The following is a 16,077-nucleotide window of genomic DNA, read 5'->3' as shown; positions in this document are numbered from 1 at the left end:
ACAGCTTGCGAGCAGTTTCCTGGCCGTTCGGTCATCTTCTCGGGCTGATAATCAGCACATTCAACATCTTGAAACACTTTGGCATGAGCTGTGCAAACGTTTGCGATCAGCAGTACGCGGCCAGCAGTACGTGATCATAAAAAGGAGCTTCAATGCCAAAGCAGTTTTTCATCCAGCCCGCAGCACCCTGCAACATCCTGACGCCCCTGCTGCTCGCGGCAGCCGCCACATTGCTCTGTTCCGCTGCACAGGCTCAGCCTGCGGCGCCGGAAGACTCCGCTCAGGGCGAGGCGCTGAGCCCGCCAGCCTCGCCCAAGGAAGGCAAAGGCGCGTACTTTTCAGACTGGTTCAATCAGGACCTGACGCTGATCGGAAGCAAGGACATCAGCTTCGGCCCCAAGCCCAACGATGACATCTATCTGGAATACGAGTACTTCGGCCGCAAGGGGCCGTTTGAACTGTACGGCTATGTGGACGTGCCGAAGATCCTCGGCATCGGCAATGATAATGACAAAGGCGTCTGGGATCATGGCTCGCCGCTGTTCATGGAACACGAACCGCGCATCTCCATCGACTACCTGGCAGGACGCAGCCTGGCCGTAGGGCCGTTCAAGGAATGGTACGTTGCGTTCGACTGGATCTACGACCACGGCAGCAACTCGGCCAACCGTGCGAACACGCTGTACAGCGGTTTCGGTACTGACATCGACACGCACTCGCGGGTCAATCTGTCGGCCAACCTGTACGGTCGCTACCAGTGGGAAAACTATGGCGCCAGCAATGAATATTCGTGGGACGGCTATCGTGCCCAGCTCAAATACATTGTGCCGATCAGCAAGTTCGACAACGGCGCTTCGCTGACCTACATAGGCTTCACCAATTTCGACTTCGGCTCGGACCTCAAGAACGATCCGGCTCGTACAGGCAATTCAACGGTGGCCACCAACGTGCTGCTCTACGCTTTCACTCACCTTCGCTTCACGCTGGTAGGGCGTTATTTCCATAACGGCGGCAATTGGGAAGACGGTAGCGAACTTAACTTCGGCGAAGGCAACTTCCGCGCCCGCTCGGACGGCTGGGGTTACTACGCTGGCGTGGGCTATCAGTTCTGATCATGACTTTGACGACAGGAGTTTTCATGAAACACATCACCCGTAATGCACTCTGCGCCACGCTGGCCCTGCTCAGCCCTGGCATCTGGGCGGCCGCCGCCCCCGTTACGCCCAAGGTCATGCTGGTAGCCATGTTCGCCCCCGAGGCGCAGAACTGGATTGATCGCCTGCACCTGACCAAGGAAATCCAGGTGCCGGGCCTTGCCGCCGAATACCCGGCCATCCGCTGCAACGATCAGGATGTCTGTCTGCTGGTCACCGGCATGGGCCAGACCAACGCCGCAGCCTCGACTCTGGCGCTGGCGCTGTCACCGCAGTTCGACCTGCGCAAAACCTACTTCATCGTCGCCGGTATTGCCGGGATCAACCCGCATTACGGCTCTCTGGGCACCACCGCTTGGGCGCATTACCTGGTGGAGTTCGGCACCCAATGGGAAATCGATTCGCGCGACGTGCCCAAGGACTGGCCGACCGGCTACTTGGGCATCAACACCAAAGGCCCGAACGAGAAACCACCGCTGGATTACAAGACCGAAGTCTTCGAACTGAACCCAAAGCTTCAGGCCAAGGCGTTCGCGCTGTCGCAAAAGGTTGCACTCAGCGAGAGCAAGGAATCGGCGGCGTGGCGCGTCAAATACCCCTACGCACCGGCCAATCAGCCGCCACAGGTTACCCAATGTGACACCGTGGCCGGCAATACCTGGTTTTCAGGGACGCGCTTGAGCGAGCGGGCAGAGGTCTGGACCAAACTGCTGACAGACGGCAAAGGTGAGTACTGCACCACCCAGCAGGAGGACAACTCCACGTACGAAGCGCTATTGCGAGCCAGCAAGGCTGGCAAGGTCGACGTCAACCGCCTGGCGGTGGTGCGCGCCGGCTCCGACTTCGATCGTCCGTATCCGGGTTACAGCGAAGTGGACAACCTGCTCAAGTACGCCGATCAGGGTGCATTCGTGCCAGCACTGGAAAACCTGTACCGCACCGGCAACCCGCTGGTGCAGGCAATTGTCGGCGACTGGAAGAATTGGGAAAAAGGCGTACCGCAGTAAAACCGTTATGCAATGACGACTGTCCGGAGCACAGCCTCGCGCCAGCTCCGGAAGGTGTATAGAGGTTTACAGGCGCTGCAGAAGCAACGAGCCCGCAGGACCGGCAACGCCCGGCTGGCCAGGCTCGCCTTCTTTACCCGCCTTGCCGCCATCTGCGCGGTAAACGAAGCAGCCCTTGGACGCACCGCCTTTGCCGGCCTTGCCACCCTCGCCGCCTTTGCCCGGCGCGCCGCCCGCCACATTCACCTTGATGCGATCAGCCGGAAAGCTCTGCGGCAACTCCAGCCGGACCTGAGCGCCAGCGGCCCCGTCACGGCCAGTGCTACCGTTTTGACCGTCATGACCACGCCCGGCCTGACCCCAGGTGCAACCCGGTGCTTCGCCGGTGCCGCCATCAAGACCGACATACCCCGGGCTGCCCGCTCCGCCGCGCGCGTCGATCGATAATTCTTCCGCATCCAGGTTTTGCAGCCGCAGCGTCAGGTTGCGTCCAGGCAGCGCCGTTTTTTCAAACGTGCCCGGTGCGCCGCGCGCCGTGATCTGGCTGCCGGTGCCGAAGTTGCCGCGTACCACCACCAGATTAAAGGCCTGCACACCTGGAACGATGGCAATGCGCGCTTCGTGCCCCAATACCAGCTCGCCGATCTTCACATCGTCGATATTGGCCGGGATCAGCAAGGTGCCGTAATCGGACACCTCAAGACGATCCAGCTGCAGAACACTGCTGTTGCCGGGCAAACGCATGAGCGAGTGCGGCGCAACAATGATTGCCTGGGCCATCGCCAGAGGGCTGAACAGTGCCGCGAGCAGAACGAGATTACGCATGAGAGTGCCCCGAAGCCGAACGGCTGATGGATTGCAGATGGAAGATGCCGAACAGAATGATTTTGCCTCGGTCCCGCCACGGGTGCTTGCGACCGCGCAGGCTGCCGTTGAACAGAATCAGTTCCAGCAGATGAGTCAGCAGCAGGACCGCGCCCGCCATGTCGATCATCACGCCGAACGGGCTGGGCGCTTCAAACAGCGCATTGGCCAGTACCACCAGCCAGAAGCCCAGCATCAACAGCTTTCCCAGCCCCCAAAACACCTTCATCGCCTGCCCCTTGTCATGATCCGTTCCGAAAGCAAAGTCTGCGCACGCTTTTCGTCGCCGCACAGTAGACGTGCTGTTCAGCGAATATGCCAGCAGTGTATTGAAAAAGATCGAGCATGGAGCATTCTCATTGTTCAGGGAGCGTCAGGCCTTATGCCGGCGGCTGTTCAGAGGCGGTCCGGCAGGCTAGTCTTGTCAACCAACCAGAGGACTTTCGATGACCGTCGGCTATTCCACTCGCACCCCACAGCAAGCGCTGGCCGCCCTGCTCGACCGGTACGCGCCAGAGCGTCTGCTGCTGATCGGAACGCAGGCATTTCCTGCACTGCAGGCCTTTCAGGAGGCGCATCCGCAGACCGAAGTGTCGCTGGCCGAACCTGGCACGCTGCCTGCTCACCTTGCCGCGCAGCGTTTTGACTTGGCACTGGTGGTCGATTGTCTTGAGCATATTCCCAAGCAGACCGCGCTGGAACTGCTGGGCGGCATCCGCAACCTGAACGCCAGCCGCATCGCGGTTCTGGCCGACCTGAAGGCCTGCGGCTGGCGGGAGACCGACTTCTATGCGCTGGCCCTGCAGTCCAGCGAGTGCTTCGCCCGCGATGATCAGGTGCTGAACCTGTTCACCTACGACCTGCGCGAATATAAACAGGTGCCCGATTGGCTGAACGCAAAATTCTGGGCCAACCCGGAAAATTTTGGAAAATACTGGTGGTGAATCATGAGTAGTGCTATTTGCCCATGCGGCAGCGGCGATCTGTTGCTGGCCTGTTGTGGCCACCATCACGCGGGTCAGCCTGCGCCAAGCGCGGAAAAACTGATGCGCTCACGCTACAGTGCCTATGTGCTGGGGCTTACCGATTATCTGGTGCAGACCACCCTGCCAGTACAACAAGCCGCGCTGGACCGCGAAGCCATCGCTCAATGGAGTGCACAAAGCACCTGGCTGGGGCTTGAGGTGGAAAGTGCAGAGGTATTTGGCGGCAAGCCGGAACACGCATTCGTGACCTTCACAGCCCGCTGGCACGATGGCAATGGCGAGCACAGCCATAAGGAGCGCTCGTCATTTGTACAGAATCAGGGCCGTTGGTACTTCATCGACTCAACAGTCCCGCTCAACGCCAGCCGCAACGACGCCTGCCCGTGCGGCAGTGAACAGAAATTCAAGAAATGCTGCTCGGCCTACGTGGCGTGAGCTGCACAGCGGGCCGGGTTCATTGGTTGGTGCAAGTAACAGAGGTCATTCCGGGATAATGCGCAGGTGCGAGGTGTCAGGGGCGGCGTCAGGCTCGGGCGTGTCGGCCTGCCCCATGTCGCTGCCCACCGGGGCCAGACTCAACCGGGAAAGGTCCAGCGAGGGTCCAGCCGGCTGCAGCTTTGCAGGCAGCAGATCGACCCCGGCCTCGGCCACCGAATAGTCAGGGGCATCGACGTCTGCAAACGCCGCCATGTAAACATCCCGCGGCTTGATCTGCAGGCGCGCCTGAGTGACCGTAGACTTGCGCAGCCAGGTAGGCGCATCAGGCGGCGGCGCCAGCTCGACCTCTTCCATCGGCGGCAGAGCATTCATTTCCAGAACGTAAACCCGCGCACCGGCACGTTCCAGGGTGGCGCGGTATTTTTCGGCGGTCGCCGCATCGAGGTTGTTTTTCAACACCAGTCGACGTCCCGAAAACAGCAATTCCAGGCGTTCAGCGTCCGCCTGGAACAGCTTGGCGAGGTTGGCCCTGACCTTCTCGGGCTGGGCTCCAGCGACCAGTTCAGCGCTGAAGACTATTTCGTAGGCATTCATGGAGACACCGATAAGCACGTCAATAAAAGTATGGCGTAGCGTCAGAGCACGCAACAAGCGCGTTACCCGTGAGCACCGAGTTGTTAGACTCGGGCTTCAAACGGAGCACATCCATGTTTTTTCAGGCGCACATTACAAGAATCCTGAGCCTTGCGCTGGTCATGTTCAGCTTGAGCGGATGCTCGTTACTGAGCTTTGACAGTCTCAAGGACCCGGAAGTGCATCTGGTGAAAGTCGAGGTCATAAAGGCCAGGCTGACGCATCAGGATTTCAGGCTGTACTTTGAGGTCGACAACCCGAATGACTCGCGTCTGCTGGTGCGAGGGCTCAATTATAAGATCATGCTGAACGAGGCGATGCTGGCCGAGGGCAAATCCAGCGACTGGTTTTTCGTGGAAGGCGACAGCCGCAAAACTCTGTTGATCTCGGTGCGGACCAACCTTTGGCAGCACGCCAGGTACATCGCAAAGTTGCTGAAAAAGCCTGATCAGCCCATCCATTATCAGCTTGAGGGCAAACTCAAGACCGGTATTCTGTTTCACAACAATGTGCGCATCTTGCGCTCGGGCGACGTCATTCCCGGCGACCTGATCAAGGATCGCCGCTGACTGGCTCATCACCCGCCCAGTCGGCCCTTGATCAGCTCCATCAGGAACTTCCAGAAATCCGCCGCCCACAACGCCCGGTTGATTGCGCTGATCAATGCCCCACCGAACGAGCCCAGCAGAAAACCCACGCCGGTGATATTGCGCGGCTCTGCGACGCCGAGGTAGTCGCTGGCAATGCCGGTCAGGAACACCGCACAGGCAACGCCCGTTAGCAGGAAAACCATCCAGGCACGCCAGTCGAGCAAGCCTGCCTTGTGCCACCAGCCAGAGATGATCGCGCCCACCAGGCCGGCCACCAGCCATTCGCCACGGTCTACAAAACCATTCAAGAGATCCATCAGCCTGCCTCCGCAAGAGATAACAGCCGTTCAAGAACACAGAAACCCGGGTATATGGGCCTGACGAGCAGCCGACAGGACCGTGGGGAATGGAGATCGTCCGGTCTGAAACGTGGGCCGCCCTGACCCGGGTCGCTTCCTTGCGAGAGGTGTGATCGATAATGGGCAGGGTAACGCAGGAATGAGTATATTTAAGCATACTTAAAATACTGATCAATTGCAGACCGCTGAACGGTCACTGCGCCCTCGGACTCAATGACGCAAGCAAGGGTCACGTCAGGGCGCCTGCCTCAATTGTCGAGGTAGCGCTGCCAGCCAATCCTCACGGAACCGTCCGCCTGACGGTCTAACTGAATACCGGCGGTTTCCTCGATTTCCTGAAGTACGCGTTCCCAGCTCTCCTGTGGTTCGTCATCGCGGCGAGTCACGATGACCCATTGGATCTTCTGTACATCAGGCGCCGAGACCAGCCGCTGTATCCGCCTGCCGATCATTTCATAGGCGCGCGACGTGCCTGGCACTAAATTATTGCTGTCCACCATGACATGAAACTCCCGCATAACTGTATATAAATACAGTATTCCGACTGCGGGCTATCGGCAAGCGCAATACAGGACGAGTTTAGGGAGCGGCTTCTTCAGAGACACGCTGAAGGCCTTGTTCCGCAAGGCTCACAGCCTGCCGGTCATCCTGACAGCGACACCGATAATGCGACAGTCGGCACCGCACTCGATCATTTTGTACGCCGGGTTGAGCGGTTTCAGGTAGCGAGTACCACCGTCTTCCACCAGCTTCTTGAAGGTTGCCTCGTTGCTGGCGGGCAGCTTGGCGATCACCAGCTTGCCGGGCTGAACATCGGCTTCCGTGTCCACCAGGATCATCATTCCTTCTGGCACGCTGACACCGGTGGGCGCAGTCATGGAATCGCCTTTGACCTCAAGCCAGAATGCTGGCCCCTTGGAGTCGTAGTCGGAAATTTCATAGCGGTCGGAGAACCCGTCAGGGTAAGGCTGCACCGCCTCTTCCCAGGACCCGGCGGAGACCCAACTGATGACCGGATAACGAAACGACATTTTCGGCTGATCGATCATCGCCACGTTGGCGTCGAACTCCTCTTTTTCAGGGCCTTCACCGATTGCCAGCCATTCGGCCCTGAAGCCGGTCGCCCTGGAAAGTGCATAGAGGTTTTCGGGACGCAGGCTTTTGCTCTCGCCGCTGATCCATTGCGTGACGGCAGAATTGGCAACCCCGCAGTACGCGGCAATCTCCCCCTTTCTCATCCCACTGGCGGCAATGGCCTTGGCGATGCGTTCCTGTCTGGTCATGCGATGGGGCTCCAGCGCTGGAAAAATACATGGACGCTGAAATCGTCCGCCTGAAACTAAGCATACTTAAAAAAAACCGTTCAGCGCGAAAAAGATCGCCCCCTTACTGCTTCGCTTCGATTTGCGGGATAATGCGCGCCAGATTGACTGCAGATTTAACAGTGGAGTACCCCGATGAACCAGCAAGCCCATGTTCATGGCCCAGATTGCAACCACGATCACGACCATGATCATCATGACCACCAGCACGCCCACGTTCATGGTCCGAACTGCGGTCACGCTCACCAGGACCCGGTGCGCAATGCCCTGAAGGATGTGGGTCGCAACGATCCATGCCCATGCGGCAGCGACAAGAAATTCAAGAAATGCCACGGCGCATGATGCGCTGAGCGCTTCGACATCGGCCTGCCCCTGCAGGCCGTTTTACTTTGTGACGCACGTCAGCCCGACCGACTTTCGAAGCTGTGGCCCATGGCGGCGTGAGAAACGCAAGGTGACGGGATATGCACACTGCGTCTACTCCTGCAAAATCCTGAAATAAACTAAGCCTTGCCGCTTGCGTGCTGCCTGACTGCTCTCTAACGTAGCGGCTTTTGTACGTGACCCCTTCAGGAGTTTGCTCATGGCCTCGCCAGCCCTTCGTCATTTTCTACCCCGATTCGGCGCTGCCGCCGCTGCGGCGAGTTTCCTGAGCCTTGCCGGCTGCCAGTTGGGCAGCGGTGATCCTGATACCGTACTGCCTGTTTCCGGCACTTTTCCCGTCAAAGGGCTCGCGCAGAACGTTTCAGTGCGCCGCAACAACATGGGCATGCCGCTGATTGAAAGCAGCACTTACCATGACGCACTGTTTACTCTGGGTTACGTACATGCGGGTGATCGCATCAGCCAGATGCTCGGCATGCGCCTGCTGGCGCAGGGCCGTCTGTCGGAAATGGCCGGCCCGGATGCGCTGGACGTCGACCGCCTGATGCGCTCGGTCAACCTCAAGCAGAATGCCAGCGATCTGTACAACGCGGCCTCGCCTCGCCTCAAACGCTTCTTCGATGTCTACGCGCGCGGCGTCAACGCGTACCTGTTCCGTTATCGCGACAAGCTGCCGGCCGACATCGCCAGCTCGGGCTACAAACCCGAGTACTGGAAACCCGAGGACTCGGCGCTGATCTTCAGCCTGCTCAACTTCAGCCTGTCGGTAAACCTTCAGGAAGAGCTGTCATCATTGGTGCTGGCGCAGAAAGTCGGGGCCGACAAACTCGCCTGGCTGCTGCCAACCTACCCTGACGAAGAGCTGCCGTTTGCCGAGGCCGACAAGCTCAAGGGCCTCAACCTGAATAATCAGATCTCCGGCCTGAACGATCTGAACCGGATTGCCTTGCAGCTTTCCGACCTGAACATGCTTGGCGTCGCGGCTTCGAGCAACTGGGCCATCGCGCCGCAGCGCAGCCGTAACGGCAAGAGCCTGCTGGCCAGCGACATGCAATTGCCTGCAGGGCTCAACTCTGCGTGGAGCTTCGTGCAGATCCGTGCGCCTAAATATCAGGTGTCCGGCGTATCCATTGCGGGCCTGCCTTTGGTCCTCAGTGGCTTCAACGGCAAGCTGGCGTGGAGCATGAGCAACGTCAAAGGCGACAATCAGGACCTGTTTCTGGAGAAGATCAAGCGCGAAGGCAATCGTGTCTCCTACATAGCTGATGGCAAATGGGTGCCTGCCACCGCGCATCAAGAGACCTTTATGGTCAAAGGCGGCAGCCCGCTTCGCGAAACCGTGTACGAAACCCGTCACGGCGCACTGCTCAATGCCAGCGCAACGCAACCCGGCAATGGCCTGAGCCTGGCGCTGCAGGTGCCGAGTTTCAAGGACGACAAGAGCCTGGATGCCTTCTTTGATCTGTCACGCGCACCCAATGTGGAAAAAGCGTTCGACACCAGTCGCGAAATTCGCGCCATCACCCTGAACATGATCTTCGCCGATGCCTCGAACATTGGCTGGCAAGTGACGGGCCGCTTCCCGAATCGTCGTGAAGGCCAGGGCCTGCTGCCTTCGCCAGGCTGGGATGGCAAATACGACTGGGACGGTTTCGCCGATTCAATGCTGCATCCGTATGATCAGGACCCGCGTCAGGGCTGGCTCGCGGCGGCCAACCAGCGCACGATTCCCAAAGGCTATGGCATGCAGCTGTCCAACTCGTGGGGCTACCCGGAACGCGCCGAGCGGATTGCCGAGCTAGCCAACGGCGGCAAACAGGACCTGCGTAGCATCATCGCCATGCAATACGACCAGACCACGACCTTTGCGGCAAAACTCAAGACCATGTTCCAGGCGCCTGGCATGAGCAAGCCACTCAAGCAGGCCATCGACGCCCTGCCGGAAGCCGACCGCAACAAGGCTCGCGAAGCATTCACGCGCCTGATGGCGTTCGACAGCAAGCTCAGCGCCGCCTCCGCCGATGCAGCGCTTTACGAGCTGTTCCTGCAGGAAAGCACCAAACAGATCTTTCTTGATGAGCTGGGTCCGGAAACCAGCCCTGCCTGGCAGGCATTGGTGGCCAACGCCAGCTCATCGTACTCGCCGCAGGCCGACCACTTGTTGGGACGCGACGACAGCCCATACTGGGACGACGTCAAAACTCCGCAGAAAGAAGACAAGCCAGCCATCCTGGCACGCAGTCTGGCGGCCGCCATCACCACCGGCGACAGCTTGTTGGGCAGCGATCACAAAGCCTGGCAGTGGGGCAAACTGCATCGCGACAACTGGGCGTCCAGCAACCCGCTGGCCAAGCAACTGGGTGGCGGCGAGTTCAACCGTGGCGCCACGCCAGCGGGCGGTGATCACACCACCTTGAACGTTTCCGGCTTCGAGTGGGGCAAAGGCTTCGACACGCGCGTAGCACCCGGCCTGCGCATGATCGTCGACTTCAGTCTGGTCGAACCCATGACCGGCATGATCAACACCGGCCAGTCCGGCAACACGGCCAGCCCGTATTACGCCAACAGCATCGAGCCGTGGCAGAAAGCGCAATACATGTCGATCCCGGTGCAGCAACAGAACTACGAAAAAGGCTATGGCAAACAACGCCTGACACTGACGCCGGGCAAGTAAAGCTCTGCGCCAACGATCAGACGCAGAGCGCCCAGAAATGCGTCCCCACGCTGGAGCGTGGGGACGATAGCGTCTACTCGAGCGCCTATAGTGTTCATTCGGACACATATCGTTGCGCACGCTCCAGCGTGGGAATGCCTTGTGTGATGCTTGGCGTCACAGATCTGTGGCTCGCTGCGTACTCGGGCCTGAACGCGCAAACTCCCCGAACTTTCCCTCCCCGCACCGGCTCATAGCTAACAAGCCCATCCATACGGTTGCCCCATGGATCTTGTCGTTGCTCGTCCTGAAGGTTTGTATTGCCCACCCGGCGATTTCTATATCGATCCGTGGCGTGCGGTGGAGCGAGCGGTCATTACCCATGCTCATGGTGATCACGCCCGCACCGGCAATCAGCATTACCTGTCAGCCGCCAGCGGCGAAGGGATTCTGCGTTCGCGCCTGGGTCAGGACATCAACCTGCAAACCCTTGAGTACGGCGAAACCATCACCCACCACGGCGTAAAACTGAGCCTGCATCCGGCAGGTCATGTACTGGGTTCAGCGCAAGTGCGTCTGGAATACCAAGGTGAGGTCTGGGTTGCTTCAGGAGATTACAAAGTCGAACCGGATGGCACCTGCGCGGCGTTCGAACCGGTGCGCTGCCACACCTTTATCACTGAATCGACCTTCGGCCTGCCGATCTATCGCTGGGCACCACAGGCGCAGATTTTCGACGGCATCAACGAGTGGTGGCGAGGCAATGCGGCTCAAGGCAAAGCCAGCGTGCTGTTTGCCTACTCCTTCGGCAAGGCCCAGCGCATTCTGCACGGCATCGACTCACAGATCGGGCCGATTCTGGTCCATGGTGCCGTCGAGCCCTTGAACCGTGTGTATCGCGAAGGCGGTATCCGTATCCCGGAAACCCAATACGCCGGCGACTTCAAAAAGACCGATCCGGCTCTGCGCCAGGCACTGATCCTCGCTCCGCCCTCCGCCGGAGGCAGCAGCTGGATGAAGCGCTTCGGCGAGTACAGCGATGCGTTTGCCAGCGGGTGGATGATGCTGCGCGGCACTCGACGTCGGCGCGGCGTGGACCGTGGTTTTGTGCTGTCCGATCACGCTGACTGGCCAGGCCTGTTGTGGGCCATCGAGCAGACCGGGGCCGAACGGGTCATGGTCACGCATGGTTCGGTCGGAATACTGGTGCGCTATCTGCGTGAACTGGGGCTGGATGCTCAGGGCTTCAGCACTGAATACGGCGATGAGGAAGACAGCAATCCGGCCACCGCCGAGCCTGAAGTGCCAGGCACTGGCGAGGCGCAGTCATGAGAGCCTTTGCCGAACTGTATTCCCGGCTGGACGCCACTACATCAAGCAACGCCAAGCTGGCGGCGATGCATGACTATTTTGCAAGCGCCGCCCCTGAGGATGCTGCGTGGGCGGTGTACTTTCTGTCAGGTGGACGTCCGCGCCAGCTGGTGCCGACCCGCGTGCTGCGTGAACAGGCAATGACGCTGGCCAGTCTGCCGGAGTGGCTGTTCGAAGAAAGCTATCAGGCCGTTGGCGACCTGGCGGAAACCCTGTCATTGCTGCTGCCGCAGGCCGACCACAGCAACGACGAAGGCCTGGCCATCTGGATGGAGGACAAGCTGTTGCCATTGCGCGGCCTGCCGCCCGAAGAACTGGCCGCGCGCTTGCCGATGTTCTGGTCGCAACTGGACCGCATCAGTCTGATGGTCTGCATCAAGTTGATCACCGGCAGCTTCCGGGTCGGCGTGTCCAAGCTGCTGGTCACCCGTGCGCTGGCTGCATTGGCCAATATCGACAGCAAGCGTGTGGCACAGCGACTGGTCGGCTATACCGACCTGTCGCATAGACCCAGCGCCGAACGCTATTTGAAACTGATTGCGCCCGAATCGGAGGATGAGCACGCCCAGCGCGGCGGCCAGCCCTATCCGTTTTTTCTCGCACACTCACTGCAACAGCCTGCCGATCAGTTCGAAACGCTGTTGGGTGCTGCCGAAAACTGGCAGGTGGAATGGAAGTGGGACGGGATCAGAGCCCAATTGGTCAAACGTGACGGCAGACTGTGGATATGGTCGCGCGGTGAGGAACTGGTCACTGATCGCTTTCCCGAACTGCACACGCTGGTGCAGTGTCTGCCGGACGGCACAGTGATCGACGGCGAAATCGTAGTCTGGAAGGCACCTGATACCAGCCCTGAATCCACTCCTGACAGTGGCACCGCGTTCGCTCTGGACAGTGGAGCCCTGCAGGCGGCGCCCTCGGTTCAACCTTTTGCATTGCTGCAGCAGCGCATTGGCCGCAAGACCCTGGGCAAGAAGATTCTCGCGGATGTGCCGGTCGTTGTGCTCGCTTATGACCTGCTGGAATGGCAAGGCGACGACTGGCGCAGCAGGCCCCAGCACGAACGTCGCACCCAACTGGAAACCCTGATCGAAAGCTGCCAAAGCGAGGTACTGATGCCCTCCCCGGTGCTCACCGGCAAAGACTGGCTCGACCTCGCCACCCAGCGCGAGGCCTCTCGCAGCCTGGGCGTCGAAGGCATGATGCTCAAGGCCCGCGACTCGTTGTATGGCGTCGGCCGTACCAAGGACATGGGCGTCTGGTGGAAGTGGAAGATCGACCCGTTAAGTGTCGATGCCGTATTGATTTATGCGCAACGGGGTCATGGGAGGCGCGCCAGCCTTTACAGCGATTACACCTTCGCGGTCTGGGACGGCCCGCCTGATGCCAGCGAGCGTACGCTGGTTCCGTTCGCCAAGGCTTACTCGGGGCTGACTGACGAAGAAATGCGCAAAGTGGACGCTATAGTCCGCAAGACCACCGTCGAGAAATTCGGGCCGGTCAGCAGCGTGACACCCACGTTGGTGTTCGAACTCGGTTTCGAGGGTATAGTGTTGTCAAAACGGCACAAGAGCGGTATCGCAGTGCGCTTCCCGCGCATGTTGCGTTGGCGACAGGACAAACCGGTTGCCGAAGCTGACAGTCTGGCGACGCTTCAGGACCTGTTGAACTGACGCCCCAGAAAAGTGCGCTCCATATTGCGCGCACCTTTTTGAAACACTCATTACCGCTCTCGTTTGCCCACCCGCTGAAAACCTTCTCCATTCGTTACTAATCTGCCTCCCCGCCTCAGCGGCTGCAGCACTTACCTCCACAGCAGGCGCCTGTTAACTGCTCTGGAAACGTGCAAAGGCGGCAGATTGCCAGCCGTTTATATGAAATAGCGACAACGCCTTACATTTCAAACGCATGTTCGTCTCTGTGGTTCGGAAATTGCTATCTTCTGTGTGTCTGGCACTTGCCGGTAGCAAGCTTCGCGTGTTCCCAACGCCCCATTTAAGGTTTTAAGGACTGAACAATGAAAAAAGCATGGCTCACTCTTTCTGCACTGGCTCTGTGCCTCGCCGCCGGTAACTCGATGGCCAAGGAGTACAAGGAACTGCGCTTCGGCGTCGACCCTTCCTACGCGCCGTTCGAATCCAAAGCCGCTGACGGCAGCCTGGTCGGCTTCGATATCGACCTGGGCAACGCTATCTGTAAAGAGCTGAAAGTCACCTGCAAATGGGTTGAAAGCGACTTCGACGGCATGATCCCAGGCCTCAAGGCCCGTAAATTCGATGGCGTTATTTCTTCGATGACCGTGACCCCGGCCCGCGAGAAAGTCATCGACTTCTCCAATGAACTGTTCTCCGGCCCGACCTCGCTGGTGTTCAAGAAAGGTGCAGGCCTGACCGCTGACCCGGCCAGCCTCAAAGGCAAGACCGTGGGCTATGAGCAGGGCACCATTCAGGAAGCCTATGCCAAGGCCGTACTGGACAAGGCAGGCGTATCCACAAAGGCCTACGCCAACCAGGATCAGGTCTACGCCGACCTGACTTCGGGTCGTCTGGACGCCTCGATCCAGGACATGCTGCAAGCCGAACTGGGTTTCCTGAAGTCGCCAGCCGGCGCTGACTACGAAGTCAGCAAGCCTGTCGACAACGAACTGCTGCCAGCCAAGACCGCCATCGGCATCGCCAAGGGCAACAAAGAGCTGAAAGCGCTGCTGGATAAAGGCATCAAGGCCATGCACGATGACGGCACCTACGCCGAAATCCAGAAAAAACACTTCGGCGACCTGAACCTGTACAGCGGAAAATAACACACCGACGCCCATCGATTTCGGCGATGATTCGCCGCCCTGTCGGTGGGCGTTTTTGTCAGCAATGCAAGGCCTATCCATGTTCGATGCACTCATGCAAAACCTGGGACTCTCGGCGCTCAGCCTGAAGGGCTTTGGCCCGCTGTTGCTGGAAGGCACCTGGATGACCATCAAACTGGCTGTTCTGTCGCTCGCGCTGAGTATCGTACTCGGGCTGATTGGAGCCACGGCCAAACTGTCGAGTTCTGCGCTGTTGCGCATACCGGCGCAAATTTACACAACACTGATCCGCGGTGTACCGGACCTGGTGTTGATGCTGCTGATTTTCTACAGCCTGCAAACCTGGCTGACCATGCTGACCGACGCCATGGAATGGGAATACATCGAGATCAACCCGTTCGGCGCAGGCGTCATCACCCTGGGTTTCATTTATGGGGCTTATTTTACCGAGACGTTTCGCGGCGCGATTCTGTCCGTGCCGCGCGGCCAGGTTGAAGCGGCAACTGCTTACGGGTTGAAACGTGGCCAGCGGTTTCGCTATGTCGTGTTCCCGCAAATGATGCGTTACGCGTTGCCGGGCATCAGCAATAACTGGCAAGTGCTGCTCAAGGCCACTGCGCTGGTGTCGATCATCGGCCTGGCCGATCTGGTCAAAGCTTCGCAGGATGCCGGTAAAAGTACCTATCAGCTGTTTTACTTTCTGATACTCGCAGCCTTGATTTACCTGATGATCACCAGCGCCTCGAACCTTGCCCTGCGTTGGGCTGAACGGCATTACGCCGCAGGCAGTCGGGAGGCACAGCGATGATCGAATTGCTTCAGGAATACTGGAAACCCTTCCTTTATACAGACGGCGTGAATGTCACCGGTCTGGCCATGACAATGTGGTTGCTCAGTGCGTCCATCGCTATCGGTTTCTGTGTGTCCATTCCACTGTCCATCGCCCGGGTGTCGACAAAGCGCTGGGTGCGTTGGCCGGTGCAGTTCTACACCTACCTGTTTCGCGGCACTCCGCTCTATATACAGCTGCTGATCTGCTACACCGGTATTTACAGCCTTGCCGCGGTACGCGAGCAACCGGTTCTGGATGCTTTTTTCCGTGATGCAATGAACTGCACCATTCTGGCGTTTGCGCTGAACACGTGCGCGTACACCACGGAAATCTTCGCCGGTGCGATCCGCAGCATGGCCCATGGCGAAGTAGAGGCTGCCAAGGCCTACGGTCTGACCGGGTGGAAACTCTACACCTACGTGATCATGCCTTCGGCACTGCGGCGCTCGCTGCCGTATTACAGCAACGAAGTGATCCTGATGCTGCACTCGACCACTGTGGCCTTCACCGCCACGGTGCCGGACATATTGAAGGTCGCGCGGGATGCCAACTCCGCAACATTCATGACCTTCCAGTCGTTCGGCATCGCCGCGGCCATGTACCTGACCGTGACGTTCATTCTGGTCGGGCTGTTCCGCCTTGCCGAGCGCCGCTGGCTGGCCTTTCTCGGCCCGGCCCATTAAT

18 protein-coding genes are annotated in these 16,077 nt (G+C 59.1%); 12 read left to right on the top strand and 6 right to left on the bottom strand.

The features are described from left to right. The first annotated feature begins 152 nt into the window (after positions 1-152). Both ALO43_RS08785 and ALO43_RS08780 read left to right on the top strand, forming a co-directional pair. Positions 153-1,112, top strand: a complete 960-nt coding sequence (locus ALO43_RS08785) for a nucleoside-specific channel-forming protein Tsx (RefSeq protein ID WP_005889423.1) — start codon at positions 153-155, stop codon at positions 1,110-1,112. 26 nt (positions 1,113-1,138) lie between these two features. Continuing rightward, positions 1,139-2,161, top strand: a complete 1,023-nt coding sequence (locus ALO43_RS08780; protein WP_024669258.1) for a purine-nucleoside phosphorylase — start codon at positions 1,139-1,141, stop codon at positions 2,159-2,161. Between the two features lie 66 nt (positions 2,162-2,227). Here ALO43_RS08780 and ALO43_RS08775 read toward each other — a convergent pair whose 3' ends face one another. Beyond that, a complete protein-coding gene (locus tag ALO43_RS08775; protein ID WP_024669257.1) occupies positions 2,228-2,986 on the bottom strand; it encodes a hypothetical protein in 759 nt (252 codons plus the stop codon). Beyond that, a complete protein-coding gene (locus ALO43_RS08770; protein ID WP_024669256.1) occupies positions 2,979-3,254 on the bottom strand; it encodes a DUF1145 domain-containing protein in 276 nt (91 codons plus the stop codon). The genes ALO43_RS08775 and ALO43_RS08770 overlap by 8 nt, the downstream gene beginning before the upstream one ends. Positions 3,255-3,471: 217 nt before the next feature. On the opposite strand from ALO43_RS08770, the gene ALO43_RS08765 reads away from it, so the two are divergent. Continuing rightward, the gene (locus tag ALO43_RS08765; protein WP_054997388.1) at positions 3,472-3,969 is read left to right on the top strand and encodes a DUF6231 family protein; all 498 of its coding nucleotides are present in this window, start codon (positions 3,472-3,474) and stop codon (positions 3,967-3,969) included. Between the two features lie 3 nt (positions 3,970-3,972). Then, positions 3,973-4,446 (top strand): YchJ family protein, encoded by a 474-nt coding sequence (locus ALO43_RS08760; RefSeq protein ID WP_005889394.1) that lies wholly within the window; start codon positions 3,973-3,975, stop codon positions 4,444-4,446. Between the two features lie 45 nt (positions 4,447-4,491). Here ALO43_RS08760 and ALO43_RS08755 read toward each other — a convergent pair whose 3' ends face one another. Next, positions 4,492-5,043, bottom strand: coding sequence for a hypothetical protein (locus tag ALO43_RS08755; protein WP_005889393.1), 552 nt, complete (start codon positions 5,041-5,043; stop codon positions 4,492-4,494). Between the two features lie 113 nt (positions 5,044-5,156). Between ALO43_RS08755 and ALO43_RS08750 the strand changes: the two genes are divergently transcribed. Beyond that, positions 5,157-5,651 (top strand): LEA/WHy family protein, encoded by a 495-nt coding sequence (locus tag ALO43_RS08750; protein WP_005889392.1) that lies wholly within the window; start codon positions 5,157-5,159, stop codon positions 5,649-5,651. 8 nt (positions 5,652-5,659) lie between these two features. Here the strand turns inward: ALO43_RS08750 and ALO43_RS08745 are convergent, their stop codons facing one another. From ALO43_RS08745 to ALO43_RS08735, 3 genes are all read right to left on the bottom strand, one after another. After that, positions 5,660-5,989 carry a hypothetical protein gene (locus ALO43_RS08745; RefSeq protein WP_005889391.1) on the bottom strand — a complete coding sequence of 110 codons (330 nt, stop codon included), beginning with the start codon at positions 5,987-5,989 and terminating at the stop codon, positions 5,660-5,662. Between the two features lie 290 nt (positions 5,990-6,279). Beyond that, the gene (locus ALO43_RS08740) at positions 6,280-6,531 is read right to left on the bottom strand and encodes a DUF1654 domain-containing protein (RefSeq protein ID WP_054997387.1); all 252 of its coding nucleotides are present in this window, start codon (positions 6,529-6,531) and stop codon (positions 6,280-6,282) included. A gap of 129 nt (positions 6,532-6,660) precedes the next feature. Beyond that, positions 6,661-7,314, bottom strand: a complete 654-nt coding sequence (locus ALO43_RS08735; protein ID WP_005889388.1) for a LexA family protein — start codon at positions 7,312-7,314, stop codon at positions 6,661-6,663. Between the two features lie 174 nt (positions 7,315-7,488). Between ALO43_RS08735 and ALO43_RS28495 the strand changes: the two genes are divergently transcribed. The 7 genes from ALO43_RS28495 (at position 7,489) to ALO43_RS08700 (ending at position 16,076) form a co-directional block, all read left to right on the top strand. Beyond that, positions 7,489-7,695 (top strand): SEC-C metal-binding domain-containing protein, encoded by a 207-nt coding sequence (locus ALO43_RS28495; protein WP_032618888.1) that lies wholly within the window; start codon positions 7,489-7,491, stop codon positions 7,693-7,695. Positions 7,696-7,936: 241 nt separating this feature from the next. Further along, the gene (locus tag ALO43_RS08725; protein ID WP_054997386.1) at positions 7,937-10,411 is read left to right on the top strand and encodes a penicillin acylase family protein; all 2,475 of its coding nucleotides are present in this window, start codon (positions 7,937-7,939) and stop codon (positions 10,409-10,411) included. 264 nt (positions 10,412-10,675) lie between these two features. After that, complete coding sequence (locus tag ALO43_RS08720; RefSeq protein ID WP_005889381.1) at positions 10,676-11,722, top strand: ligase-associated DNA damage response exonuclease; 1,047 nt, start codon at positions 10,676-10,678, stop codon at positions 11,720-11,722. After that, positions 11,719-13,434 carry an ATP-dependent DNA ligase gene (locus ALO43_RS08715; RefSeq protein WP_054997385.1) on the top strand — a complete coding sequence of 572 codons (1,716 nt, stop codon included), beginning with the start codon at positions 11,719-11,721 and terminating at the stop codon, positions 13,432-13,434. The genes ALO43_RS08720 and ALO43_RS08715 overlap by 4 nt, the downstream gene beginning before the upstream one ends. Before the next feature lie 344 nt (positions 13,435-13,778). After that, positions 13,779-14,561, top strand: a complete 783-nt coding sequence (locus ALO43_RS08710) for a transporter substrate-binding domain-containing protein (protein WP_005889377.1) — start codon at positions 13,779-13,781, stop codon at positions 14,559-14,561. 79 nt (positions 14,562-14,640) lie between these two features. Continuing rightward, positions 14,641-15,369 (top strand): ABC transporter permease, encoded by a 729-nt coding sequence (locus ALO43_RS08705; RefSeq protein WP_054997384.1) that lies wholly within the window; start codon positions 14,641-14,643, stop codon positions 15,367-15,369. Beyond that, positions 15,366-16,076 carry an ABC transporter permease gene (locus ALO43_RS08700; RefSeq protein ID WP_005889373.1) on the top strand — a complete coding sequence of 237 codons (711 nt, stop codon included), beginning with the start codon at positions 15,366-15,368 and terminating at the stop codon, positions 16,074-16,076. Before ALO43_RS08705 ends, ALO43_RS08700 begins: the two co-directional genes overlap by 4 nt. Position 16,077: the final 1 nt, after the last annotated feature.

It is taken from the genome of Pseudomonas tremae, assembly GCF_001401155.1.
Classification (GTDB): domain Bacteria; phylum Pseudomonadota; class Gammaproteobacteria; order Pseudomonadales; family Pseudomonadaceae; genus Aquipseudomonas; species Aquipseudomonas tremae.
Note: the sequence above shows the minus strand (reverse complement) of the source record. Positions and strands in the feature narration are given on the sequence as shown.